Source organism: Streptomyces sp. NPDC055103, from assembly GCF_053607625.1.
Genome location: NZ_JBSGTX010000022.1, coordinates 78,924 through 102,593, shown reverse-complemented (window position 1 = coordinate 102,593; position 23,670 = coordinate 78,924). Strand labels below are relative to the sequence as shown.

Sequence of the window (23,670 nt, the reverse complement as noted above, 5' to 3'; positions counted from 1 at the left end):
GCGACTTCGACCTGTCAGGGGGGCCATGCCCGTGGGCCGGGCCGCCGTCTCAGGGGCGGTCGCCCGCGACGAGGCCGCCCAGCGGGGTCCGCTCGTGGTGGACCGACCTGCCCGTGCGGGTCGTCGTGATCAGACCCGCCGCGCGGAGCGCCTGGGCGTGGGCCGAGGCCGTCGCGTTGCTGACGCCCAGACGGCGGGCCAGGCCCGTCGTCGTCCTGGGCTCGTCCAGGGCGTGCAGCAGCTCCGCCCGGGTCCTGCCCAGGACCCCGGCGAGGGCCTCCTCGGGCGTGCCGCCGCCGTCCGGGGCCGGCGGCAGACCCCGGCCCGCCGGGTAGGCCAGGACCACCGGGCGCCCCGGCAGGTCCTGGACCAGCGGTCCGCCCCGCCAGTGGAAGGTCGGCAGCAGCACAAGCCCCCGTCCGCCGAGGCGGACATCGCGGCCGCCCGGGACACCAGAGACGCCCGGGACACCAGAGACGCCCGGGACGCCCGGGACGCCAGGGACGCCAGGGACACCAGAGACGCCCAGGACGCCAGGGACGCCAGGGACACCAGAGACGCCCAGGACGCCAGGGACGCCCGGGACACCAGGGACACCAGAGATGCCCGAGACGTCCGGGACACCAGAGACGCCCAGGACGCCAGGGACACCAGAGACCCGGACATCGCGGCCGCCCGGGACGCCGGGGCCGCCCGCGGCACCAGGCCGCCCCCGTCCCCACTCCCACACCCCGTCCCGCAGCCGTGAGCCCGGGGCCGCGGCCGTCAGGGCGGCGCCGAGGCCATGCTCCGCGGTCTCCAGGGCGTGCCGGGTGAACTCCGCCCGGTGCAGGTCCTGGACCTTCGCGCGCGGCCCCGTCCCGCCCAAGGATGCCGTGCATGACCGGCGGTCGGCGCCGTGCGGTGCGGGACGCGGTCCTTCTTCGGCCGCCACCTGCCGGCGCCCGCGCCCCCGGCCCGGGGGCGTACGCCTCCCAGTAGATTGGGGGCGTGCTCTCCAGCCTTCCTCGTCACCGCGCCCTCGCGCTCTGCGCCCTGCCCGTCGCCGCGCTCCTCGCCGTCGTCGGGCTCGCGCCGCTGCCGTACGCGATCGCGCAGCCCGGCACGACCGCCGACGTGCTCGGCGAGGACAAGGGGCGGGAGATCATCACCATCACCGGCGCCCCGGTCCGGCCGACCAAGGGGGAGCTGCGGATGACGACCATCCTCGCGACCGGGCCGTCCACCGAGGTCGACCTCGGGGACGTGGCCGACGCCTGGTTCCGGACCGACCGGGCCGTCCTGCCGCGCGAATCCGTCTACCCGTCGGGCAAGTCCGACGCCGAGATCGAGAAGCGCAACCTCGGCCAGATGAAGCAGTCCCAGGACGCGGCGGCCCTCGCCGCCCTCGGCTACCTCAAGCTCGATCCCGAGCAGGTGAAGGTGACCCTGCACCTCGCCGACGTCGGCGGGCCCAGCGCCGGGCTGCTCTTCTCCCTCGGCATCGTCGACAAGCTCGACGGCGACGGGGACGGCGGCGAGCTCACCGGCGGCCGGACCGTCGCCGGTACGGGGACGATCGAGGCGGACGGCACGGTCGGCGCCGTCGGCGGCGTCTCCCTGAAGACCCAGGCCGCCGCGCGTGACGGGGCCACCGTCTTCCTCGTACCGAAGGCGGAGTGCTCCGACGCCCAGGCTGAACAGCCGAAGGGCCTGCGGCTCGTCCCCGTCACCGCACTCAGCGACGCCGTGGCGTCCCTCCGGGCCCTGGAGCAGGGACAGGAGTCGAAGGTTCCGAGCTGCTGACGGGCCCGGAGCCGGCCGGCCCGTCGCTCGCCGGCCCGCCGTCGGACACCGGCGCCGGCGGTGCGGCGTTCATGCCCCGCCAGGCCGGGAACAGCATCGGGGCGAGCGTCGCGAGGAAGTAGAGCCCGCCGATCCCGAGCAGCGTCGACGTCAGCCCCACCCGCTCGACCAGGAGGCCGGCCGCCAGACCCCCGAGCGGGGTCGTGAGCAGCACCCCGGCCGTACTGGCGCCGACGACCCGGCTGCGCAGCGCGTCCGGCACCTGCTCGTACATGACCGTCGTCAGGATCGGGTTCAGGACGCCGACGCCGAAACCGGCCGCCGCCATCGTCACGAGCAGCGGCGCCGTGGTGTCGGTGAGCGCGGCCACCACGTACGGCGGGGCGCCGCCGACGAGGAACCCCGCGGTGAACACGGCCCGGCGGGGGAAGCGCTCCCCGATCGCGCCGTACAGCAGCGCCCCGGCGAGCGCGCAGCCGCCGAAGACCGAGACCAGCAGGCCCTGTGCGGCCGCCCCGCCCAGCTCCTCCCGGGCGTGGACCGGCAGCAGGACCGAACTCCAGCTCTGGGCCAGCCCGTTGGTGACCATCACCATGACCATGATCCCGAGCAGGAGCCGGGACCGGAACAGATAGGCGTACCCCTCGCGCAGGTCGGCCCGGTAGCGGGCGGGGGAGAGCCGGGGCCCGTCGCGCATCGGCTCCGCCGACGGCACCCCGCGCAGCCCCAGGGTCACGAGCAGCGCGGAGAGGCCGAAGGTGGCCGCGTCGAGGAGCAGGACCGTGTCGGCGCCCATGAAGGCGACGAGCAGTCCGGCGAGCGCGGCGCCCGCCATCCGCGCGCCGCGCGCCACGGCGTCGTACAGGCTCGCCACCCGGGGGAGCGCGGTCCCGGCGCGCTGCGCGAGGTCGGGTACGAGGACGTGCCGGGCCATCTCGCCGGGCGCGTGGCACAGGCCGTTGACCGCCATCAGCGCGCACAGCATCCAGAACTCGAGGACGCCGAGGCGGTGCAGCAGGGGGATCGTGGCGAGTGCGAGGCCGCAGACCAGGTCGGAGGCGATGCTGATCCGGCGGCGGCCCAGGCGGTCGATGACCGGGCCGCCGGCGAGTGTGGAGAGGAGGACGGGGAGGGCTGCGCAGAAGGCGACGAGCCCTGCCTTGCCGGGGCTTCCCGTGGTGTCGAGCGCGAACCACGGGACGCCGATGAGCGTGAGTGAATTGCCGGTGATCGAGATGGCGTTGGCGGTCAGGACGGTGGCGAGCGGGCCACGGGACCCCTGTGTCGCATCAGCTTCTTTTCCCCCCGGAACGGTCATGCGGCCAGGGTGATCGGGCGGTCCGCCGGCGTGGCCATGCGCAGCCCCAACTCGACGAGCATCCAGCCGAGTTGGACGCGGAGGGGCGGGGTGGGGGTGAGAGCGTGCGAGGCGGCTTGCGCCCGGGCCGAGGCGGCGGCCTCGTGGTGGAGTTCGGCGGCGTGCAACTGATGGATCTGGTGGTGAATATCGGCGTGCATGACTCCGTGATTCCTTCCGTCAGTCCTCTTGCTGGGGGAACGCGTGCAGGTGCACCCGTACGCGCTCGGCGCCCGGCGCGTCCGCGTCGGCGGTGTCGCGGTAGCTGTCGATCAATTCGTGGAGCTTCCCGCTCAGTTCGCGCAGCTTCTCGGCCGGCAGTCGCAGCGTGAAGTCGCTCATGTCCGAGGCGCCGTGCCACTCCTCGTCCCACTCGTGCCGCGTGCCGAGGTAGGTGTTCAGTTCCTGCGTGTGGATGGTCGCCAGCTCGTACAGGAAGACCTCAATGGCACCCTGCACCTCGGGGTCGGGGTTCTTGTGGAGCGTCTCGTCCAGGCGCGTTCCCTGCTGGGCCGCCTTCCACCACCTCTCCCGGCCCTTGCCGCGCGTCGGGTCGTCCTCGACGAACCCGACGGCCGCGAGCTGGCGCAGGTGGTAGCTGGTCGCGCCGCTGGACTCGCCGAGCCGCTCGGCCAGCTGGGAGGCGGTGGCGGGCCCGTGGCGACGCAGGGCGCGCAGCAGCTGGATGCGCAGGGGGTGGGCGAGCCCGCGCAGGGAGCGGGGGTCCAGGGTGCGGCTCAGGTGCTTCTCGGGCTCGGGCATGCCAGAAGCCTAGAGTTGCAAAGAAGTAGTTGCAAGGGGTTCTTTGCAACTACTTCTTTGCAGAGTTCTTTTTGCAGAGGTCTTTGTGCATGGGTCGATCCCTTGCGTGGGGTCGATCCCTTGCGTGGGGTCGATCCCTTGCGTGGGTCAATCCCTTGGAGGGACGCCCTACTCCGCCGCCGCCTGCTCCACCAGCGGGATGATCCGCAGCGGTACCGGGTTCTCCATGACGATCGCCGTCGACGCCCGTACGATCCCCTCGAAGCCGACCACCTTGTCGATCACCCGCTGGAGGTCGGCGTTCGAGCGGGCGACCAGCCGGCAGAGCATGTCGCCGTGGCCCGTCGTCGTGTGCAGTTCGAGCACCTCCGGCACCGTCGCCAGGTGCCCCCGCACGTCCGCCCCCTGGCCCTGCTTGATCTCCAGGGTCGCGAAGGCCGTCACCGGATAGCCCAGCGCCTCCGGGTCCACCTGCGGTCCGAAGCCGCGGATCACCCCGCTCGCCTGGAGCCGGTCGAGGCGCGCCTGCACCGTCCCGCGCGCCACCCCGAGGCGCCGGGAGGCCTCCAGGACCCCGATGCGCGGCTCGCGTGCGAGAAGCGTGATCAGCCGGCCGTCCAAATGATCGATCGCCACAGCGGTCTCCTCGTGGTCATGATGTACAAGTCGCACCGCCATCTTCGCCGCTCGCTGTGCAAGATGACCAGCGGATCAGCGAACTCTTGCGCACCTTGCCGAACGGCGGGACATTGCTGCCATGACTGAGACCCTCGATCACACCCCTTCCACCGCGCGTAAGGCCGATCCCTTCCCGGTCAAGGGAATGGACGCGGTCGTCTTCGCCGTCGGCAACGCCAAGCAGGCCGCGCACTTCTACTCCACGGCCTTCGGCATGAAGCTGGTCGCCTACTCCGGACCGGAGAGCGGCAGCCGCGAGACCGCCAGTTACGTCCTCACCAACGGCGCCGCCCGTTTCGTGTTCACCTCCGTCATCAAGGTCTCGACCGACCGGGGCCGCTTCCTCGCCGACCACGTCGCCGAGCACGGTGACGGCGTCGTCGACCTGGCCATCGAGGTGCCGGACGCGCGTGCCGCGTACGCCTACGCCGTCGAGCACGGCGCCACCGGCCTCACCGAGCCGCACGAGGTGAAGGACGAGAACGGCACCGTCGTCCTCGCCGCCATCGCCACCTACGGCAAGACCCGTCACACCCTCGTCGAGCGCTCCGGCTACGACGGCCCGTACCTGCCGGGCTTCGTCTCCGCGAACCCGATCGTCGAGCCGCCGGCCAAGCGCACCTTCCAGGCCATCGACCACTGCGTCGGCAACGTCGAGCTCGGCAAGATGAACGACTGGGTCGGCTTCTACAACAAGGTCATGGGCTTCACGAACATGAAGGAGTTCGTGGGCGACGACATCGCGACCGAGTACTCGGCGCTGATGTCGAAGGTCGTCGCGGACGGCACCCTCAAGGTGAAGTTCCCGATCAACGAGCCGGCGATCGCGAAGAAGAAGTCGCAGATCGACGAGTACCTGGAGTTCTACGGCGGCGCCGGCGTCCAGCACATCGCCCTCGCCACCAACGACATCGTCGCCACCGTGCGCGCGATGCGGGCCGCGGGCGTCGCCTTCCTCGACACCCCCGACTCGTACTACGACACCCTCGGCGAGTGGGCCGGCGAGACCCGCGTGCCCGTCGAGACCCTGCGCGAGCTGAAGATCCTCGTCGACCGCGACGAGGACGGCTACCTGCTGCAGATCTTCACCAAGCCGGTCCAGGACCGCCCGACCGTCTTCTTCGAGATGATCGAGCGCCACGGCTCCATGGGCTTCGGCAAGGGCAACTTCAAGGCCCTGTTCGAGGCGATCGAGCGCGAGCAGGAGAAGCGCGGCAACCTGTAGCCGAGGTCGCTCGGTGGCGTGGTGGCCTGGTCGACGGGCCGCCTAGTCGCCAGGAGAGGAGGGGGTCCAGTTCCGGGCCCCCTCCTCCCGTACGGCCTTCGCCGTCCCCTTCTCGGCCTTCTCCGGGCGCAGCTCCTTAGGGAGCTCGTCAGACGGCTCGCCCAGGGCCGCCACCGCCTCCGCCGCCTTCGGCGCGAGCAGCGGCGAGAAGCGGGGGTTGATCCGCAGCGCCTCCGCCAGATGGCGACGGGCCGGACCGGCCTGCTCCAGGGTCCTCTCGATCTCGCCCCGGTGGTACGTGAACAGCGCGCTCCGCAGCCCCTCGTCCGTGGCCCGCTTCGCGAACTCCAGCGCCTCCTTCGGCTCCCCGGCCCGGTACAGCGCCCACCCCAGCGCGTCCGCCACCGTCACCGAGCGGTGCCCGCGCGCCCACTCCGCCCGCAACCGCGTGACCGCCGCCGCCGGGTCGCCGTGGTCCGCGTCGAGCAGCCCCAGGGCCACCTCGCCCCGCACCCACGTACCCGTCCGCAGCCGCTCGTACAGCGCCCGCGCGTCCCCGTCCAGGCCCATCGCCTCGTACAGCTCACCGGCCTCCAGGACGTACTCCGGCAGCGGCAGCCGGGCCAGCGCCGCCCGCCAGTCGCGCAGCGCCTCGTCCGGGCGGTCCAGGGCCGCGAGCGCCCGCGCACGCCCCGCCAGCGACGGCCCGTGGTCCCGTACGAGCCGCAGCGCCGCGCCGTACCGGGCGAGGGCCTCCTCCGCCTCGCCCCGCTCCCACGCCAGGTCCCCGAGCCGCGCGAGCGACGCCGCCTTGTCCGCGTCCGTCTCCGCCAGCGCCGCCGCGTCGAGGGCCGCCGCGTCGGCGTCCTCGCGCCAGCCCCGGTCCCGGTACGTCTGGGCCGCACGCGCGCGCACCACCGTGCCGCCGTGCACTTCCGCCAGCTTCTCCGTCGCCTCCTGGGCGGCCCCGTACTCCCCGAGGCCGTTGTACGCGTCGATCAGGACCGGGTACGCGGGCCAGCGCCCCGGCTGCGCCTTCCGCACCCGCTCGCCCCACTCCTTGGCGGACCGCCAGTCGCCGCGCGCCCCCGCGAGCGCCCCGAGACCCAGCTGGGCGTCCACATTGCCCCGGGCGGCGGGCCGTTCGGCCAGCGAGCGCTTCAGCGCCCGCTCGGCCCTGGGGTAGTCCCGTACGTCTCCGAGCCGCGTCCCGCGCTCCGTGTACGCCGCGCCGAGCGCCGCCCAGCTCGCGTCGTCGTCGGGGTGGGCCCGCAGCCACTTCTCCCGGTCGGTGATCAGCGCGGCCAGATCCGGCAGCGCGGCCTGCGCGCCGGCGTGCGCCGCGATCGTCGCCCGCTCCGCGGGACCGGGCGCGGGAGGCGGCCCCTGGCCGACGAGCTCGGGGACGTACAGCAGGGCCGTCGCCGCGAGGACCGCGCCCACGCCCGCCGCCAGGACCGTCCTCGACACGTTCTGGGTCTTCATGGCGCTCACTGTGCGCCCGCCGGAGACGCATACGAAGCGTCCGTCCCGGCGGGTCGGCGACTGTTGGCTCGGTTGTCGGTCGTGGTTGGTCGGGGTGTCCCTCGATGGGGTGAACGGGGGTGGTTCCCGGGATCTTGCGCCGTGTGGCACGGATGATCGGTGGTGGCAGTGGGGTTCGATGCGACCAGGGGAGGGGCTGGGCAGCGGCGCGCAAGCGCGGCAGGAGTCTGGCGAACGCCCCCAGAGGCCGGTACCGGCTCACCGGTTCGGTCGCCCTCTCGCACCGGCGGGAGGAGTGGTCGGACCGGGCATTCGGCCAACACCGGCCCGCATCGCCAGGAACGGTTCACACCGATGGCCCCGGCTGCCACGCTGGGACCATGGACGATCTCCAGACGCCCCACACAGCCCTCCACGCGGCCCTGCGCGCCGGACTTCCCGCCGACGCCGTCCTGACCGACCCGGACGTCACCGTCTCCTACGTGCGCGACATGGCGAGCTTCTGCGCGGCCGGCACCCCCGCGGTCGTCGTGCTCCCGCGCACCGTCGAACAGGTCCAGCACGTCATGCGGACCGCGACCGAACTCCGTGTCCCCGTCGTACCCCAGGGAGCCCGCACGGGCCTGTCGGGCGGCGCCAACGCCTCCGACGGCTGCATCGTGCTCTCCCTGGTCAGGGCGCGCGGTTCACAGCTCGCCGTCCTGCGACTCGTCCGACGGCCACGGGTCGCGCAGCCACAGCTCGTCGGTGATCACGGTGGTCGCCAGGATCTCGGCGAGCCCCTCGTCCATGCCGAGCCGCTCGGACTCGGTGCCGGGCGGCACCGCGAGCAGGGTCCGCTCCAGCCAGGCGGACACCTGCGCGGAGGGCGCTTCCAGCAGGGCGTCGCCGTCGGGGGACGAGAGCGCCATCAGGACGACGCTGCGGCCCTCGACCTTCGTCGGCCAGATGCGGACGTCGCCGTGGCCGCAGGCCCGGAAGACGCCCTCGACGAGCAGCTCGCGCGCGAACGTCCAGTTGACCGGGTGGTCCGAGCCGACGTGGAAGGTGATGTGGACGGCGTACGGGTCGTCGGTGCGGTAGGCGAGCCGGGCGGGGACGGGAACGGCGCGCTCGGGGGAGAGCACCAGCTTGAGCTCCAGCTCGCGCTCGACGGTGGTGTTGTCGGTGTTCTGCATGGTCGTACGTCCTCTCGCTACGGGCCCCGGACGGGCCTTCACCAGGAGAGAGCGGGGTCCACGCCGTTCATTACGCGACTTCGGGAAGTTTTTCTCGGAAAGTTTCCGAGCGGCCGCCAGGCGGGGATGCGTCGGCCCGAACATCACCAGGAGTGACTGATTCCGGTCTCTGTCGCTCGAAGGCGGTCTTTCTCGTGGGCTCTTTCTTCCCTTGGGGACGTTCTTCGTTACTGTCCTCCTTGAGCGCGGCACGCCCGGGGGTGCGGCCGTGGGATCAAAGGCGTTGTGACTGAACGGAGTCGGGGCAGTGGCTACTCCTCCTGGAGGCGGCGGAGAGGTACCGCAGGCGGGGTACTACCCGGACCCGTCCATTCCCGGGTACATCCGGTACTGGAACGGGGGCGCCTGGGTGCCCGGCACGAGCCGGCCCGCCCCGGCGGACGGCGAGGGCACGCCGACCCCGCCCGCCGGAGCGATCCCCGCGGGTCCGATCCTGGCCTCCGGCCCGGCGCCGGCGCCGGTGGTCGCGCAGTACCCGGGAGCGGCGCAGAACCTCGCGCCGGCACAGAGCCAGGCACCCGTGCCGCACCCGACCCGGAGCCAGGACCCGAGCCAGGACCCCAGCCGGTTCCCCGGCGGCGGCCAGGGCCAGGGCGGTCAGGGCGGTCAGGGCCAGATCCAGGGTCAGGGTCAGGGCCAGAGCAGCCATGGCCAGAGCAGCCAGGGCCAGGGCCGGATCCAGGCCTCCCACAGTCCCGCTCTGGCCCCCGCACCCGTCCCCGCGGCCCTTCCCGCGGCCCCCGTGCCGGCGGTCGAGGAGACGGGGCCCGTCTTCTTCGACGACTTCACCGAGGAGCCGGTGACACCGGAGCCCTCCTCGGCCTGGCAGGCGACCACCTCCCTGCAGACCGGCTTCGGCGGCGACCGCGACCAGCGGGTCGCCTGGGGTACACCCCAGGAACAGCCCGAGGCCCAGGCCAAGGACCAGGCCAAGGCCCAGCCGCAGGCCCCCGCGGTCCCCGACCCGCGCACCCCGGCAGACTGGCCCGTCGCGGGCGCGAGCGAGCCGGCCGAGCCCCGCGCGGCCGCCCCGGCCCCCGCTCCCGCCCTGGCGGCGGACCCCCGGGCCACCGGGGGAGCCGCACGCCTCGGTGGAATGCCCGTCACCCGCGTTCCCACGCCCGCCCCCACACCTGCCCCCGCGCCCGCCCCGGTGCCGCAGCCGCAGCCGCGACCGGCCCCCGAGCCCGTGGCCCAGGCCCCCACGCCCGCCCCCACACCTGCCCCCGCGCCCGCCACCCCCTCCTGGGCACAGCAGCCGCACCCCCAGCCCCAGGAACCGCGTCAGCAACAGCAGCAACAGCAGCAACAGCAGGAACAGCAGGAACAGCAGGAACAGCAGCCCGTCCTGCCGTGGAAGCCGCCCGTCGAGGACGTGTTCCAGCAGGCGGCCCGCGCCCAGGCCTCCGCCCGCCCCGCAGGGCTCGGCAGGCGCCTGCTGGCCCGGCTGATCGACACCCTCGTCCTGGGCGCGCTCGTCGGCGCCGCGGGCTTCCCCTTCGTGACCGCCGCCCTCGACCACATCGACGGCAAGATCGAGGCGGCCAAGCAGTCCGGCACGACCGTCCAGGTCTGGCTCCTGGACTCGACGACCTCCGTGCAGTTCGGCATCGCGCTCGCCTCGCTGTTCGTCATCGGCGTCCTGTACGAGGCGCTGCCCACCGCCAAGTGGGGGCGCACCCTCGGCAAGAAGCTGTGCGGTCTCGAGGTGCGGGACATCGAGTCGCACCAGCCGCCGCGGTTCGGCGCCGCCCTGCGGCGATGGCTCGTCTACAGCGTCCTCGGGATCCTGGCCATCGGTGTCCTCAACGTCCTGTGGTGCCTCTTCGACCGGCCGTGGCGCCAGTGCTGGCACGACAAGGCGGCCCGTACCTTCGTCGCGCGGTAGCGGGCGGAGCAGGGCAGGAGCCCGTTCGGGGCGGTCCCCCGAACGGGCCACGATTCCTTGCGGGGTGGTCGCCCCCGGGATGCACTGCCCCCATGAGCACCGACCAGCCGCCGCCCGGCCAGCCGCCCGAGGAGGACCCCTTCCTCAAGGGGCCGCAGGGGCCCACACCGCCCTCCGGGGGCCAGCCACCGCCCAACGGAACACCCCCGCCAGGACCGCCCCCGTCGGGGCCTCCTGGCGGCCCCCCGCCCGGCAACCCCTACGGTCCCCCGCCCGGCTCCCCGTACGACAACATGCCGCCGCCCCCGCCTCCGTACGGGAGCGGTTACGGCGGTGGGTACGGCGGGACCGATCCGCTCTCCGGGATGCCGCCGCTCGCCGAGTCCGGCCGGCGCATCCTGGCCCGTCTGATCGACTGGGTGATCATCGCGGTGCCGCTGGCGATCATCGGCATCCCGTTCGACATCTACACGCGGGCGACCGAGGACGGCAACGACTTCGGCGACACGGTCAACAGCCTCAACGGCGGCAGTCAGCTGGTCTTCCAGCTCATCACGATCGTCGCGTACGTCGCCTACGACACGGTGATGACGGCCAGGAACGGCCAGACCATCGGCAAGAAGCTGATGAAGCTCCGGGTCGCGATGCTCAACGACGGCACGACGCCCCCGATGAGCCAGTCGCTGCTGCGGGCCGTCGTGCTGTGGCTGCCCGCGCTGATCTGCTGCGCCTGCCTGTGGCCGCTGCTCCTGCTGGTCCTCATCCTGGTCGACAAGCCGTACAAGCAGGGCCTGCACGACAAGGCGGCGAAGACGGTGGTCGTCACCGCCCAGTAGAAGTCGTACGGCAGGAAGCCGTCCGGTACGCGTACGGACGAAGTGTCACGAACCGATCCGGGTATCGGCCCCCGCGCCCACGCGCGCGGCCGGTATCCGGATCTCTTCGTTCCCGGGGGCCGAAGGGGCGGAAGGGGTCAAAGGGGTGGAGGGGGCGACCGGAACCGGCGCCGCCAAGTTCTTGACGGGCCTCGCCCTTACCGGCATCGTCACCGCCACGAGCACGCCGAGCAGCAGGCCCGCGGCGCAGATCACCGCGATGCCGAGGGGCGTCGTCGTACGGGAGAGCAACAGCAGGGCGACGGTCGCGAGGACGACGGTGGCCGAACCGTAGGCGAGCTGTGCGGCGTTCGGTCGCTGCATGACAGGTACCGCCCCCTCAGGACTTCGGTTCGACTCTATGACGGTGGATGCCCCGACGGAACCAGCGGTAAGCGTGACCTAACCCACCGTGCCGGTGCACAGGGGGCGCACGGAGTCACGCGACGCCCTGTCACCCGCCGCAATGCGCCCATGGGGTGACCGATTATCGGAAATCCACTCCCACATAGTGCAGTTGGTCTGTCCAAGTCAAGATCTGTCTTTTCTTGCGCCACTCCGGTCAAATGTCGTCACTTGTGACGCGCGACCCCGCCGGACGGACACCCCACCGTTTCGGTCCGAGGGCGGTGGTCGCCGGGGAGGAACACATCAAGTGACCAACAGACGACGGACGATCAGAGCGTCCGCAGTCGTCGTGGCGCTCGCGGCCACCGCCGCCACCGCCTCGACCTTCAGCACCGCCTGGGCCGTCAGCCACGGAAACGTGGAGCCGGCCGGCATCCAGACCGTCGACAAGACGACGGTCGACCACGACCTCGAAGGCCCGTTCAGCGAGCAGCAGGACCAGCAGCGCAAGGCTGCCCTGGAGCAGGTGCTCAACGGCGACGCCAAGGTCGAGAGCCGCAACGGCTCGAAGGTCGTCAAGCTCGGCAGCAAGAAGTACGTCGAGCTCGGCCGGGAGAAGACCGACAAGATCTTCACGATCCTCGTCGAGTTCGGCGACCAGGTGGACAACACCACCCTGGTCGACCGCAAGGACGACGACACCCCGGACCTGAAGCCGAAGTTCGGTGGCACGCCCGGGCCGCTGCACAACGCGATAGCCCAGCCGGACCGTGCGAACGACAACTCCACGGCCTGGCAGGCGGACTACAACCAGCAGCACTTCCAGGACCTGTACTTCGGCACCGGCAAGGACGCCAAGGGACAGCCCAAGCAGTCGCTGAAGACCTACTACGAGAAGACCTCGTCCGGCCGCTACTCGGTCGACGGCACGGTCTCCGACTGGGTCAAGGTCCCGTACAACGAGGCCCGTTACGGCTCGAACTACTGCGGCCAGACCAACTGCGCCAACGTCTGGGACACCGTCCGCGACGGTCTCAACGCCTGGGTCGCCGACCAGAAGGCCAAGGGCCAGACGGACGCCCAGATCAAGGCCCAGCTGGCCACGTACGACCAGTGGGACCGTTACGACTTCGACGGCGACGGCAACTTCAACGAGGCCGACGGCTACGTCGACCACTTCCAGATCGTCCACGCCGGCGAGGACGAGTCGGCCGGCGGCGGCGCCGAGGGCACCAACGCCCTGTGGGCCCACCGCTGGTACGCCTACGGCACCAACGCGGGCAAGACCGGCCCCGAGAACAACAAGGCCGGCGGCACCCCGATCGGTGACACCGGCATCTGGGTCGGCGACTACACGATGCAGCCGGAGAACGGCGGCCTCGGCGTCTTCGCGCACGAGTACGGCCACGACCTCGGTCTGCCGGACCACTACGACACCTCGGGCGGCGAGAACTCGACCGGGTTCTGGACCCTCATGTCGTCCGGTTCCTGGCTCGGCCAGGGCAAGGACGCCATCGGCGACCTGCCCGGCGACATGACCGCCTGGGACAAGCTCCAGCTCGGCTGGCTGAACTACGCCAAGGTCAACGACTGGCAGCGTGGCACCAAGACCACCCACAAGCTGGGCGTCTCGGAGTACAACACCAAGAACCCGCAGGCGCTCCTCGTCGAGCTGCCGAAGAAGCAGGTCACCACGGACATCGTCGCCCCCGCCGAGGGTGCGTCGCAGTGGTGGAGCAACATGGGTGACGACCTCAAGAACACCCTGACCCGCTCCGTCGACCTCACGGGCAAGACGTCCGCCTCCCTGGAGCTCCAGGGCTGGTACGACATCGAGGCCGAGTACGACTACCTCTACACCGAGGTGTCGACCGACGGCGGCGCCAACTGGACGGCCCTGGACGGCACCGCCGACGGCGTGGCCCTCCCGCGTGACGCGGCCGGCTCCCCGGCGCTGACCGACGTCTCCGGCGCGCACAAGAAGCTCGTCTACGGCCTCGACGCCTACGCGGGCAAGAAGTTCGACCTCCGCTTCCGCTACCAGACGGACGGCGGCGCCGGCGGCAAGGGCTTCACCGCCGACGCCATCACGCTGACCGCCGACGGTGCCCCCGTCTTCTCGGACGGCGCCGAGAACGGTGACAACGGCTGGGTCGCCAAGGGCTTCTCGCGTGTGGCCAAGGGCTTCACCAAGGAGTACGAGCAGTACTACATCGCGGAGAACCGCCAGTACGTCTCGTACGACTCGACCCTCAAGGTCGGCCCGTACAACTTCGGGTTCACGGGTGACAAGTCCGGCTGGGTCGAGCACTACCCGTACCAGAACGGTCTGCTCATCTGGAAGTGGGACCTGTCCCAGAAGGACAACAACACCTCGCAGCACCCGGGCGCCGGTCTGGTCCTTCCGATCGACGCGCACCCGAGCCCGCTGAAGTGGTCCGACGGCACGCTGATGCGCAACCGCGTCCAGTCGTACGACGCCCCCTTCAGCATCTCCCGCACGGACGGCTTCCAGCTGCACAAGGCGGGCGTGGGCACCTGGGTCCCGTCGCAGGCCGGTAACCCGGTCTTCGACGACCGCAAGGGCACCTACTGGTTCGCCGAGACCCCGCGTGCTGGTGTCCAGGTAACTGACACCAACACCAAGATCCAGGTCGTCAAGGAGCCGAAGGATGGCCAGACGATCACGGTTCAGGTCGGTCCCTCGACCAAGTAATCGGTAAAACTGCAGGTCAAAGCATGATCGGCCGTCGCCCTCTAGCGGGCGGCGGCCGATCGTGTTTAGGTGCGTCTGACGCGGTTCTTATTGACATCTGATCCACGGGGGAGTGGTTCCGCATGCCCAACGGAGGGTTCTGCAAGTTGCCGGGAGGCAGTGTGGTCGTCGCGATAGGGCTGCCCAGCCCGGCCCGCGACGGGGCCTCGGTCCGCTTCCTGGTCCACGCCGCCAACCGTGCCCGCGCCCTGACCCGGCTGCGGAACCTCGGCCTGCGCGCGGTCTACCTCCGCGGCAACTCCGAGCCGCCCACCCCGGACGAGATCACGGCCGTCCTGCACCACCCCGACGGCCTGCTCTGGAGATCCGCCCCGGGCGCCGCCCAGGAGCTCTGGCACCCGGTCCGCACGCTCCCGAAGGAGCCCGCGGCCTGATCCGGGCGGCTCACACCACCGGCTTGCCCGTCAGCTCCACGCCGGCCGCCCGGAGCTCCCGCAGGGCCGTCTCCGTCGTCGCCTTCGCGACCCCGGCCGTCAGGTCGAGCAGCACATGGGTCCGGAAGCCCTCCCGCGCCGCGTCCAGGGCGGTCGCCCGGACGCAGTGGTCGGTGGCGATGCCGACCACGTCGACCTCGGTGACGTCCCGCTCCCGCAGCCACCCCGCGAGCGTCCGCCCGTTCTCGTCGAGACCCTCGAAGCCGCTGTACGCCGCGTCGTAGGCGCCCTTGTCGAAGACGGAGTCGACCGCCCCGCTGGCGACGGCCGGCGCGAAGTTCGGGTGGAAGCCGACGCCCTCCGTACCGGCCACGCAGTGCACCGGCCAGGAGGTGACGTAGTCCGGCTCCTCGCCCTCCGGAGCGAAGTGCGCGCCCGGATCGACGTGGTGGTCACGGGTGGCCACCACGTACCGGTAGGAGGTGCCCGCCGTCTGGCCGACCAGGTCGGTGATGGCGGCGGCGACGTCCGCGCCGCCCGTCACCGCGAGGCTGCCGCCCTCGCAGAAGTCGTTCTGAACGTCCACAACGATCAATGCGCGGTGCATGGCGGGTGTCCTTAGCGCGTCGGATAGGGGTGGGATCGAGCCTAGAGACTCCGCCCCTCCTGCGGGAGGGGGGCGTCCCCGGCGCCTTTACACGTACTCCGTCGGCAGCACCGGCTCGCCGCGCGAGAGCTGGATGGCCGACATCGGCAGCCCGGAGCGGGCCTCGATGTGCCGGGACCTGGCCGCCTCCAGTGGCTCGCGGGCCACCACCTCGCCGCCCTTGACCAGCTCGACCAGGAGCTGGTGGCCGACGAGCTCCGGCGGGACCGGGCCCGTGCCCACGACCTCCGCCTCGGCGATGCCCGAGGCGTCGGGCCGCCGGGCGGCCCACTTGCGTCCGCCGACCGAGGCCTTGCCGCCCAGGGACTTCTTCGCGACCGGCACCAGCGGTGCCTTCGGGTCGGCCGAGCGGGCCCGGGCGACCAGCTTGTAGACCATGGAGCAGGTCGGGTGGCCGCTGCCGGTGACCAGCTGCGTGCCCACCCCGTACGCGTCGACCGGCGCCGCCGCGAGCGAGGCGATGGCGTACTCGTCGAGGTCCGAGGTGACGACGATCTTCGCGTCCCGCGCGCCCAGCTCGTCGAGCTGCGCCCGCACCCGGTGCGCGACGAGCAGCAGGTCGCCGGAGTCGATCCGGACGGCCCCGAGCTCCGGCCCCGCCACCTCCACGGCCGTCCGCACGGCCTCGGCCACGTCGTAGGTGTCGACGAGCAGGGTCGTACCCCGCCCGAGGGTCTCGACCTGGGCCTGGAAGGCGTCCCGCTCGCTGTCGTGGAGCAGGGTGAAGGCGTGGGCGGAGGTGCCGACGGTCGGGATGCCGTAGCGGAAGCCGGCCGCGAGGTCCGAGGTGGCCTCGAAGCCGCCGACGTACGCGGCGCGGGAGGCGGCGACGGCCGCCAGTTCGTGGGTGCGCCGGGCGCCCATCTCGATCAGGCGGCGCCCGCCGGCCGCGGCCGACATGCGGGAGGCGGCGGCCGCGATGGCCGAGTCGTGGTTGAGGATGGAGAGGATCACCGTCTCCAGGAGCACGCACTCGGCGAAGGAGCCCTCGACGCGCAGGACGGGCGAGCCGGGGAAGTACACCTCCCCCTCGGGGTAGCCCCAGATGTCTCCGGAGAAGCGGTAGCCGGCCAGCCAGGAGAGGGTCCGCTCGTCGACGATGCCGCGCTCGCGCAGGAAGCCGAGGACGGCGGGGTCGAAACGGAAGTTCTCGACGGCGTCCAGGACCCGGCCGACGCCCGCGAGGACGCCGTAGCGGCGCCCCTCGGGCAGCCGCCGGGTGAAGACCTCGAAGACCGAGTGCCGGTCGGCGGTGCCGGCCCTGAGGGCCGCCTGGAGCATGGTCAGCTCGTACTGGTCGGTGAAGAGCGCGGTCGACGGCACGTCCACCGGCAGCCCAAGGTCCGCAGCGTTCATGTCAGCGATGCTAGCGCAGAAATCGTCAGAGTGACGAATAGGGGGGCGGTGCGGGTGACCCGTTTGTGCGATGGGCCCCCGAGGGTGGCAGCATGGTGTGAGTGAGCGTCGCGCCTATTGAGATCGAACGTACGGAATCGGCCGAGGAGGTCTCCGCGGTCGTCGAACCCGACGTGCCCTGGGTGACCCTCGTGCACAACGATCCGGTCAACCTGATGAGCTATGTGACCTACGTCTTCCAGTCGTACTTCGGATACTCCAAGGGCAAGGCGCACAAACTGATGCTCGACGTGCACGAGAAGGGGAAGGCGGTCGTCTCCGCCGGTACCCGCGAGGAGATGGAGCGGGACGTGCAGGCGATGCACGGCTACGGACTCTGGGCGACCCTCTCCCAGGACCGCTTCTGATGGCCGCCCATTTCGAGAACCTGCCCGGCGGCGGTGCGGCCGTCGCCCTCGACGAGGTCGAGGTCTCCATCCTCCGCTCCCTCGCCGTCCAGCTCCTGGAGATGATCGGCCCCGGCGACGAGCCCGCCGCCGACGCCGACCCGCTGGCCGCGCTCTTCGCCGAGGGGCCGAGCGAGCCCCCGTCCGACCCCGCCCTCCGGCGCCTCTTCCCCGACGCGTACGGGGACGAGAGCGAGGAACTGCGGGCGTCGGCCGCCGACTTCCGCCGCTACACCGAGAACGACCTGCGGGCCCGCAAGCGCGAGGACGCCCTCGTGGTCGTGCGCGCCCTGGACTCGCTCTCCGGCGACTCGGTGGGCGAGGGCGGGGCCGTCCTGAAGCTCACCCCGGACGAGTCCCGGGCCTGGCTCGGCGCGCTCAACGACCTCCGGCTGACCATCGGGATCCGCCTGGAGGTCACGGACGACGACAGCGAGCAGCTGTACCGGCTGCCGGACTCCGACCCGCGCAAGCCGATGGTGATGGCGTATCTCTGGCTCGGCGCGCTCCAGGAGTCGCTCGTCGAGACCCTGATGCCGTAGGGGCGTCCCGCCTCCCGGCGACACCGCGCGGATGTGCGGTGTTCGCTCAGCGGACGCTCAAATCCGGATAACGAATACGTTATCCGAGCGTCAGTCTTTGCTCTGTTGAAGCCCTTTTGTCCGTCTTTTTGTGTGGTTTGCGCCGCATGCGCCCCCGTCGATCGCCCCGCACGCCGTGATAGATCTTCACGACCGCTCGGGGACGCCACCCATGTCCCCGAGGGCGCTTCGACCGGCTGACCGCCGGTGGCACTCCATTCCACATCCGGGGGGATCAGGACCTGATTCGCGGCCGACGCACTCGCAGTCGCGCGGATCAGCATGGAGAAAGGCGCACCACCATGACCTCAGTGCAGGTCGACAAGCAGCACGACGGCAATGAGGCCGAGGACTCCGCATCGGGCGAGGGTTACCACCGGGCACTCGGCGCCCGCCAGATCCAGATGATCGCGATCGGCGGTGCCATCGGCACCGGACTGTTCCTCGGTGCGGGCAAGGGCATCTCCATCGCGGGACCGAGCCTGATCCTCGCGTACGCCGTCGCGGGACTCGTCATCTTCTTCATCATGCGGGCGCTCGGCGAGCTCCTCATGTACCGCCCGGTGTCGGGCTCCTTCTCCGAGTACGCGCGCGAGTTCATCGGCCCCTTCGCGGGCTTCGCGACCGGCTGGACGTACTGGCTCTTCTGGGTCGTCACCGGCATCACCGAGGTCACCGCCGCCGCCACCTACATGACCTACTGGTGGGACATCCCGCAGTGGATCTCGGCGCTCGTCTTCACCGTCATCCTCTACGGCGCCAACCTGATCTCCGTGAAGCTCTTCGGTGAGCTGGAGTTCTGGTTCTCCATGGTCAAGGTCACCGCGATCGTCGGCATGATCCTGATCTGCGCCGGCATCCTCACCCTCGGCTTCTCCGACGCCGGCGACACCGCCTCCGTCACCCACCTGTGGGACCTCGGCGGCTTCTTCGCCGGCGAGGACGGCATCTTCTCGACCCTGATGACCCTCCAGATGGTCATGTTCGCGTTCCTCGCGGTCGAGCTGGTCGGCGTCGCCGCAGGCGAGTCCAAGGACCCGAAGACGGTCCTGCCCAAGGCCATCAACACCGTGCCGTGGCGCATCGCCGTCTTCTACGTCGGCGCGCTGATCATGATCCTGTCGGTCGTCCCGTGGACCGAGTTCAAGCCGGGCGTCAGCCCCTTCGTCGCCGCCTTCGAGGAGATGGGCCTCGGTGTCGGCGCCGCCATCGTCAACTTCGTCGTGCTCACCGCGGCCCTCTCCTCCTGCAACTCGGGCATGTACTCCACCGGCCGCATGCTGCGCGACCTCGCGCTCAACGGCCAGGGCCCGAAGGCCTTCACCAAGCTGACCAGGTCCGGCACCCCGCTGATCGGCACCACCGTCTCGGCCGGGCTGATGATGGTCGGCGTCTGGATCAACTACCAGTGGCCCGGCGAGGCGTTCAACTACGTCGTCTCCTTCGCCACCATCTCCGGCATGTGGGCCTGGATCGTCATCCTCATCTGCCAGATCCGCTACCGCCTCAAGGCCGACCGGGGCGAGCTGCCGCAGTCGCCGTTCAAGGCGCCCGGCGGCATCTGGTTCAGCGTCTTCTCGCTCGCCTTCATCGCCATGGTCATCGTGACCATGGCCATGGACGAGGGCAACCGGGTCGCCCTGTACGGCGCACCGGTGTGGGGCCTGCTCCTCGCCGTCTCGTACCTGGTCCTGAAGTCCCGCAACCCCGAGGGCGCGGCCTTCGCCCAGCGCTCCTGACAGGCTCCTGTCCAGCATCCGGGCCGTTCCGTACCACTCCTCGGTACGGGACGGCCCGTCTGCTTATCCTGTCGGCATGCTGACCATCACCCGGGCCCTGTACGACCAGATCGTGGAGCACTCCCGCGCGGACCACCCCGACGAGGCCTGCGGCGTGGTCGCGGGCCCGGCCGGCAGCGGCCGCCCCGAGCGCTTCATCCCGATGCTGAACGCCGCCCGCTCGCCCACCTTCTACGAGTTCGACTCGGCGGACCTGCTCAAGCTCTACCGCGACATGGACGACCGGGACGAGGAGCCCGTCGTCATCTACCACTCGCACACCGCCACCGAGGCCTACCCGTCCCGCACGGACATCTCGTACGCGAACGAGCCGCAGGCCCACTACGTCCTCGTCTCCACCGCCGACACCGACGGCGCGGGCCCCTTCCAGTTCCGCTCGTACACGATCGTCGAGGGCGTCGTGACCGAGGAGGACGTCAAGATCGTCGAGGCGTACTAGTACCCGTACGAGCACTGGTACGCGTACCAGTAGGTCGCTGTACGGAAACGGGCCAGGTAGGCGGAGGGCGTCACCCCGAAGTGCCGGGCGAACGCCCTCCGCAGGCTCTCGTCGCTGCCGAGCCCGCTCCGCGCCGCCGCCCCCGTCACACTCGCCCCGCCCTCCAGCAGGATCCGCGCCGCCTCCACCCGTAGGCGCTCCACGTACGCCGCCGGGGTCGCCCCGATCTGCTCCCGGAACAGCCGGGCCAGGTGCCGGGCACTGACCCCCGCCCGTCGCGCGAGCGTCGACGCGATGTGGTCAGCCGCCGGATCCGCACATGGATCGCGTCCGCCGTCACCTCGGCCGCGACGTCGGCGCCGATGCGCAGCCCGCACGAGGTACGGACGTCCCGACCGCCGGGCGAGCACACCCGTACCTCGTAGCCCGCGCCCGCCGTGGAGAACACCTCCGGGGGCGCGGAGACGTCGAGCAGCCGGACCTGCGCCACTACGTCCCCGGCTTCACGCCCGGGGACTTCGTGGAGACGATCCGGAACTCAGCCCGGCCGGAGTGAGGGACCGCCCGGCCGGCGGACGGTCCGGGTGAGAGACTGGCCCGGACCAACGGGCGGCAGGAACCAGGAAACCGGTGCGAATCCGGTGCGGTCCCGCCACTGTGAACGGCGCCCCAGACCCTGTCCGCCGGACAGGCACCCGGGCGCCGGGAGCCAGGAACTGACCTGCCGCCTCTCACCACCGATCGGGGACGTGGAAATCCCCGGAGGAGGCTCGACCGTCATGTCCTGGCGCCGCCGTACCCTGCTGCCCGCGCTCGCCCTCGTCCCGCTCCTCGCCGCCTGCTCGGCCCCCGCGGAGCGGACCCCCTCGGCGAAGCCCGCACCCGGCTTCCCGTACACCGTCGACAACTGCGGCGTGAAGAGCACCTACCAGGCCCCGCCGAAGCGCGTCGTCACCATGAACCAGCACGTCACCGAGGTGATGCTCGCCCTCGGCCTGGAGAAGTCGCTCGTCGGCACCGCCTACCTCGACGACGCGGTCCTGCCCGCGTACAAGAAGGCGTACGACTCCGTCCCCGTCCTCGCCAAGGAGTACCCCTCCAAGGAAGCGCTCCTCGCCGCGAACCCCGACTTCGTGTACGGCGGTTACTCCTCCGCCTTCGACGCCAAGGACGGCCGCGGCCGCGACGACCTCAAGCGCTCCGGCATCGCCACCCGCCTCAACACCGAGTACTGCCCGACCGGTTCGACCTCGATCGACGACCTCTACCGCGAGGTCCGCGAGGTCGGCGGGACCTTCGGCGTCGCCGACCGGGCCGAGGCCTGGACCCGGCAGGCGCGCACCACCGTCGCCGCCACCGAGAAGCGCCTCAAGGGCACCCCGCCGGTCTCCGTCTTCGTCTACGACAGCGGCGACAAGACCGCCTTCACGGCGGGCGGACAGGGCATCGGCAACGAGCTCATCACCCGGGCCGGCGGCCGGAACGTCTTCGCCGACCTCGACAAGGCCTTCGGCGACGCCACCTGGGAACAGGTCGTCGACCGGCGGCCCGACGTGATCGTCATCTACGACTACGGCTCCACCACCGTCGAGCAGAAGAAGAAGCGGCTCCTCGACGACCCCGCCCTCAAGGACGTGCCCGCGGTCAGGAACCGCCGCTTCGCCGTCCTGCCCCTGTCCGACACCGTCCTCGGCGTCCGGGTCCCCGCCGCCGTCGACAAGCTCGCCGCCCAGCTCCACCCGGCCCGATGACCACGACCGCCGTTCCCGCGCTGCCGGTGGCGAAGGCGCCCGCAGGGGCGTCGCGGTACGTCCTCGTCGTCGCCGGACTCGTCCTCGCCCTGGTCCTCGCCGGGCTCGCCTCCCTCGCCCTCGGCTCCGTCCGCATCCCGCCCGGCCAGGTGCTCGACGCCCTGACCGGGCGGGCGGCCCCGTCCCCGTACCGCACGATCGTGCTCGACGTCCGGCTGCCCCGGGTCCTCCTCGGCGTCGTCGTCGGTGCCGGGCTCGCCGTCGTCGGAGCCGTCCTCCAGGCCCTCGTCCGCAACCGCCTCGCCGACCCCTTCCTCCTCGGGATCTCCTCCGGCGCCTCCGCCGGAGCCGTCCTCGTGCTCGTCCTGGGCGTCGGCGGAGGCGTCACGACCACCCTCGCCCTGCCCGGCGGGGCCTTCGCCGGCGCCCTCCTCGCCCTCGTCCTCGTCTACGGGCTCGCGCGCCGCGGCGGGACCCTGACCGGCGCCCGGCTCGTCCTCGCGGGAGTCGCCGTCTCGTACGTCCTCTCCGCCCTCGCCACCCTGCTCCTCGTCGTCGCCGGCCGGCCCGAGCAGTTCCAGGAAGCCCTCTACTGGTCCCTCGGCGGCCTCGGCAGCGCCCGCTGGGACACCCTCGTCCTGCCCGCCGCCGTCCTCGCCCTCGGCGTCGGTGTCCTCCTCACCCTCGCCCGCCCGCTCGACCTGCTCCTCGTCGGCGAGGAAGGAGCGACCGTCCTCGGCCTGGACACCGCCCGCTTCCGCGCCGCCGTCTTCGTCCTCGCCTCCCTGGTCACCGCCGTGATGGTGGCGGCCAGCGGCGCCGTCGGCTTCGTCGGCCTCATGGCCCCGCACGCCGCCCGGCTCGCCGTCGGCGCCCCGCACCGCCGGCTCCTCCCCGTCGCCGCGCTCGGCGGGGCGCTCGCCCTCGTCCTCGCGGACCTCGCCGCCCGGACCGTCGCGGCGCCCCAGGACATCCCGGTCGGCGTCCTCACCGCCCTGACCGGCGGCCCGTTCTTCCTCTGGCTGATGCGCCGCCGCCCCGAAGGAGCACCCCTGTGACGGAACTGGTCCTGGAGGGCCTCTCGTACGAGGAACGCCTCCGCTCCGTCGACCTCACCGTCCGCCCCGGCGAGACCGTCGGCCTCATCGGCCCCAACGGCAGCGGCAAGACCACCCTCCTGCGCTGCGTCTACGGGACCCTCGTCCCCACCGCCGGACGGGCCACCCTCGACGGCGACGACCTCCACGGCATCGGCCCCAAGGCCCGCGCCCGCCGCGTCGCCACCGTCCCCCAGGACAGCGCCACCGAGTTCGAACTCACCGTCCGCGAACTCGTCGCCCTCGGCCGCTCCCCGCACAAACGGTTCTGGGAGGGCGACACCGGCGCCGACCGCGAGCGCGCCGAGGCCGCCCTCGCCCGCGTCGGCCTCACGGAGCTCGCCGACCGCCCGTACCCCACCCTCTCCGGCGGCGAACGCCAGCGCGCCCTCGTCGCCCGCGCCCTCGTCCAGGAGCCCGCCCTCCTCGTCCTCGACGAGCCCACCAACCACCTGGACATCCGCCACCAGCTCGACGTCCTCCGCCTCGTCCGGGCCCTGGGTACCACCAACCTGCTCGCCCTGCACGACCTCAACCTCGCGGGGGCGTACTGCGACCGCCTCTACGTCCTGGAACGGGGCCGGGTCGTCACCGGCGGCACTCCCGCCGAGGTCCTCACCCCGGCGCTCCTCGACGCCGTCTACGGGGTCGATGCCGAGGTCATCCCGCATCCGAGGACCGGCAGCCCGACCGTCGTCTATCTGCACAGTCCGGCAGGCGGTCAGAAACTATCCATCATGTGA

General features: G+C 71.7%; 25 protein-coding genes, 1 pseudogene and 1 riboswitch. Of the genes and pseudogenes, 15 read left to right on the top strand and 11 right to left on the bottom strand.

Annotation, left to right across the window (positions count from 1 at the left end; translation table 11 throughout):
- Positions 1-49 precede the first annotated feature (49 nt).
- Entirely contained in the window at positions 50-409 is a 360-nt protein-coding gene (locus tag ACWFR1_RS16625; protein WP_453551506.1) for an ArsR/SmtB family transcription factor, read from the bottom strand.
- 581 nt (positions 410-990) lie between these two features.
- On the opposite strand from ACWFR1_RS16625, the gene ACWFR1_RS16620 reads away from it, so the two are divergent.
- Positions 991-1,785: a S16 family serine protease gene (locus tag ACWFR1_RS16620; RefSeq protein ID WP_453551504.1), complete on the top strand. Its 795-nt coding sequence runs from the start codon at positions 991-993 to the stop codon at positions 1,783-1,785.
- On the opposite strand, the gene ACWFR1_RS16615 is transcribed toward ACWFR1_RS16620, so the two are convergent.
- The 4 genes from ACWFR1_RS16615 to ACWFR1_RS16600 all read right to left on the bottom strand — a co-directional run bounded on the left by ACWFR1_RS16615 (position 1,718) and on the right by ACWFR1_RS16600 (position 4,540).
- Complete coding sequence (locus ACWFR1_RS16615) at positions 1,718-3,103, bottom strand: MFS transporter (protein WP_453551502.1); 1,386 nt, start codon at positions 3,101-3,103, stop codon at positions 1,718-1,720. The genes ACWFR1_RS16620 and ACWFR1_RS16615 overlap by 68 nt on opposite strands.
- Complete coding sequence (locus ACWFR1_RS16610) at positions 3,100-3,303, bottom strand: hypothetical protein (protein ID WP_453551499.1); 204 nt, start codon at positions 3,301-3,303, stop codon at positions 3,100-3,102. Before ACWFR1_RS16610 ends, ACWFR1_RS16615 begins: the two co-directional genes overlap by 4 nt.
- A 19-nt stretch (positions 3,304-3,322) precedes the next feature.
- A complete protein-coding gene (locus tag ACWFR1_RS16605) occupies positions 3,323-3,904 on the bottom strand; it encodes an ArsR/SmtB family transcription factor (protein ID WP_453551497.1) in 582 nt (193 codons plus the stop codon).
- Positions 3,905-4,072: 168 nt separating this feature from the next.
- The gene (locus ACWFR1_RS16600; protein ID WP_453551494.1) at positions 4,073-4,540 is read right to left on the bottom strand and encodes an Lrp/AsnC family transcriptional regulator; all 468 of its coding nucleotides are present in this window, start codon (positions 4,538-4,540) and stop codon (positions 4,073-4,075) included.
- Positions 4,541-4,661: 121 nt separating this feature from the next.
- Here ACWFR1_RS16600 and hppD point away from each other — a divergent pair, with 121 nt between their 5' ends.
- On the top strand, positions 4,662-5,807 hold the full coding sequence (gene hppD, locus ACWFR1_RS16595; protein ID WP_453551491.1) for a 4-hydroxyphenylpyruvate dioxygenase: 1,146 nt from the start codon (positions 4,662-4,664) through the stop codon (positions 5,805-5,807).
- A 42-nt stretch (positions 5,808-5,849) separates the two neighbouring features.
- Here the strand turns inward: hppD and ACWFR1_RS16590 are convergent, their stop codons facing one another.
- A complete protein-coding gene (locus ACWFR1_RS16590; RefSeq protein WP_453551488.1) occupies positions 5,850-7,292 on the bottom strand; it encodes a tetratricopeptide repeat protein in 1,443 nt (480 codons plus the stop codon).
- Between the two features lie 380 nt (positions 7,293-7,672).
- Here ACWFR1_RS16590 and ACWFR1_RS16585 point away from each other — a divergent pair.
- Positions 7,673-7,970: pseudogene (locus ACWFR1_RS16585) on the top strand (FAD-binding oxidoreductase); the annotation flags it as partial.
- Positions 7,971-7,978: 8 nt separating this feature from the next.
- Here ACWFR1_RS16585 and ACWFR1_RS16580 read toward each other — a convergent pair.
- Positions 7,979-8,470: an SsgA family sporulation/cell division regulator gene (locus ACWFR1_RS16580; protein WP_453551486.1), complete on the bottom strand. Its 492-nt coding sequence runs from the start codon at positions 8,468-8,470 to the stop codon at positions 7,979-7,981.
- A 307-nt stretch (positions 8,471-8,777) separates the two neighbouring features.
- Here ACWFR1_RS16580 and ACWFR1_RS16575 point away from each other — a divergent pair, with 307 nt between their 5' ends.
- Both ACWFR1_RS16575 and ACWFR1_RS16570 read left to right on the top strand, forming a co-directional pair.
- Entirely contained in the window at positions 8,778-10,418 is a 1,641-nt protein-coding gene (locus tag ACWFR1_RS16575) for an RDD family protein (protein WP_453551484.1), read from the top strand.
- Between the two features lie 92 nt (positions 10,419-10,510).
- Positions 10,511-11,254 carry an RDD family protein gene (locus ACWFR1_RS16570; RefSeq protein ID WP_453551482.1) on the top strand — a complete coding sequence of 248 codons (744 nt, stop codon included), beginning with the start codon at positions 10,511-10,513 and terminating at the stop codon, positions 11,252-11,254.
- Positions 11,255-11,299: 45 nt separating this feature from the next.
- Here ACWFR1_RS16570 and ACWFR1_RS16565 read toward each other — a convergent pair whose 3' ends face one another.
- Positions 11,300-11,617 carry a hypothetical protein gene (locus ACWFR1_RS16565; protein WP_453551479.1) on the bottom strand — a complete coding sequence of 106 codons (318 nt, stop codon included), beginning with the start codon at positions 11,615-11,617 and terminating at the stop codon, positions 11,300-11,302.
- A gap of 331 nt (positions 11,618-11,948) precedes the next feature.
- Here ACWFR1_RS16565 and ACWFR1_RS16560 point away from each other — a divergent pair, with 331 nt between their 5' ends.
- Positions 11,949-14,357 (top strand): immune inhibitor A domain-containing protein, encoded by a 2,409-nt coding sequence (locus tag ACWFR1_RS16560; protein ID WP_453551476.1) that lies wholly within the window; start codon positions 11,949-11,951, stop codon positions 14,355-14,357.
- Positions 14,358-14,479: 122 nt separating this feature from the next.
- A complete protein-coding gene (locus ACWFR1_RS16555) occupies positions 14,480-14,791 on the top strand; it encodes a hypothetical protein (protein WP_024756391.1) in 312 nt (103 codons plus the stop codon).
- A gap of 10 nt (positions 14,792-14,801) precedes the next feature.
- Here ACWFR1_RS16555 and ACWFR1_RS16550 read toward each other — a convergent pair whose 3' ends face one another.
- Positions 14,802-15,398: an isochorismatase family protein gene (locus tag ACWFR1_RS16550; RefSeq protein WP_453551472.1), complete on the bottom strand. Its 597-nt coding sequence runs from the start codon at positions 15,396-15,398 to the stop codon at positions 14,802-14,804.
- Positions 15,399-15,485: 87 nt separating this feature from the next.
- Positions 15,486-16,814 (bottom strand): nicotinate phosphoribosyltransferase, encoded by a 1,329-nt coding sequence (locus ACWFR1_RS16545; RefSeq protein ID WP_453551469.1) that lies wholly within the window; start codon positions 16,812-16,814, stop codon positions 15,486-15,488.
- A 101-nt stretch (positions 16,815-16,915) separates the two neighbouring features.
- On the opposite strand from ACWFR1_RS16545, the gene clpS reads away from it, so the two are divergent.
- From clpS to ACWFR1_RS16525, 4 genes are all read left to right on the top strand, one after another.
- On the top strand, positions 16,916-17,221 hold the full coding sequence (gene clpS / locus ACWFR1_RS16540) for an ATP-dependent Clp protease adapter ClpS (RefSeq protein ID WP_024756388.1): 306 nt from the start codon (positions 16,916-16,918) through the stop codon (positions 17,219-17,221).
- On the top strand, positions 17,221-17,802 hold the full coding sequence (locus ACWFR1_RS16535) for a DUF2017 domain-containing protein (RefSeq protein ID WP_453551467.1): 582 nt from the start codon (positions 17,221-17,223) through the stop codon (positions 17,800-17,802). The genes clpS and ACWFR1_RS16535 overlap by 1 nt, the downstream gene beginning before the upstream one ends.
- Before the next feature lie 341 nt (positions 17,803-18,143).
- Positions 18,144-19,580: an amino acid permease gene (locus ACWFR1_RS16530; RefSeq protein WP_453551465.1), complete on the top strand. Its 1,437-nt coding sequence runs from the start codon at positions 18,144-18,146 to the stop codon at positions 19,578-19,580.
- A gap of 76 nt (positions 19,581-19,656) precedes the next feature.
- A complete protein-coding gene (locus ACWFR1_RS16525) occupies positions 19,657-20,079 on the top strand; it encodes a Mov34/MPN/PAD-1 family protein (RefSeq protein WP_453551462.1) in 423 nt (140 codons plus the stop codon).
- On the opposite strand, the gene ACWFR1_RS16520 is transcribed toward ACWFR1_RS16525, so the two are convergent.
- Positions 20,076-20,456, bottom strand: a complete 381-nt coding sequence (locus ACWFR1_RS16520) for a helix-turn-helix domain-containing protein (RefSeq protein WP_453551461.1) — start codon at positions 20,454-20,456, stop codon at positions 20,076-20,078. The genes ACWFR1_RS16525 and ACWFR1_RS16520 overlap by 4 nt on opposite strands.
- On the opposite strand from ACWFR1_RS16520, the gene ACWFR1_RS16515 reads away from it, so the two are divergent.
- The 4 genes from ACWFR1_RS16515 (at position 20,399) to ACWFR1_RS16500 (ending at position 23,670) form a co-directional block, all read left to right on the top strand.
- On the top strand, positions 20,399-20,635 hold the full coding sequence (locus tag ACWFR1_RS16515) for a hypothetical protein (protein ID WP_453551540.1): 237 nt from the start codon (positions 20,399-20,401) through the stop codon (positions 20,633-20,635). The genes ACWFR1_RS16520 and ACWFR1_RS16515 overlap by 58 nt on opposite strands.
- 64 nt (positions 20,636-20,699) lie before the next feature.
- Positions 20,700-20,798, top strand: a riboswitch (cobalamin riboswitch).
- Between the two features lie 60 nt (positions 20,799-20,858).
- Positions 20,859-21,830, top strand: coding sequence for an ABC transporter substrate-binding protein (locus ACWFR1_RS16510; RefSeq protein WP_453551459.1), 972 nt, complete (start codon positions 20,859-20,861; stop codon positions 21,828-21,830).
- Entirely contained in the window at positions 21,827-22,888 is a 1,062-nt protein-coding gene (locus ACWFR1_RS16505) for a FecCD family ABC transporter permease (protein ID WP_453551456.1), read from the top strand. Before ACWFR1_RS16510 ends, ACWFR1_RS16505 begins: the two co-directional genes overlap by 4 nt.
- Positions 22,885-23,670: an ABC transporter ATP-binding protein gene (locus ACWFR1_RS16500; RefSeq protein ID WP_453551453.1), complete on the top strand. Its 786-nt coding sequence runs from the start codon at positions 22,885-22,887 to the stop codon at positions 23,668-23,670. Before ACWFR1_RS16505 ends, ACWFR1_RS16500 begins: the two co-directional genes overlap by 4 nt.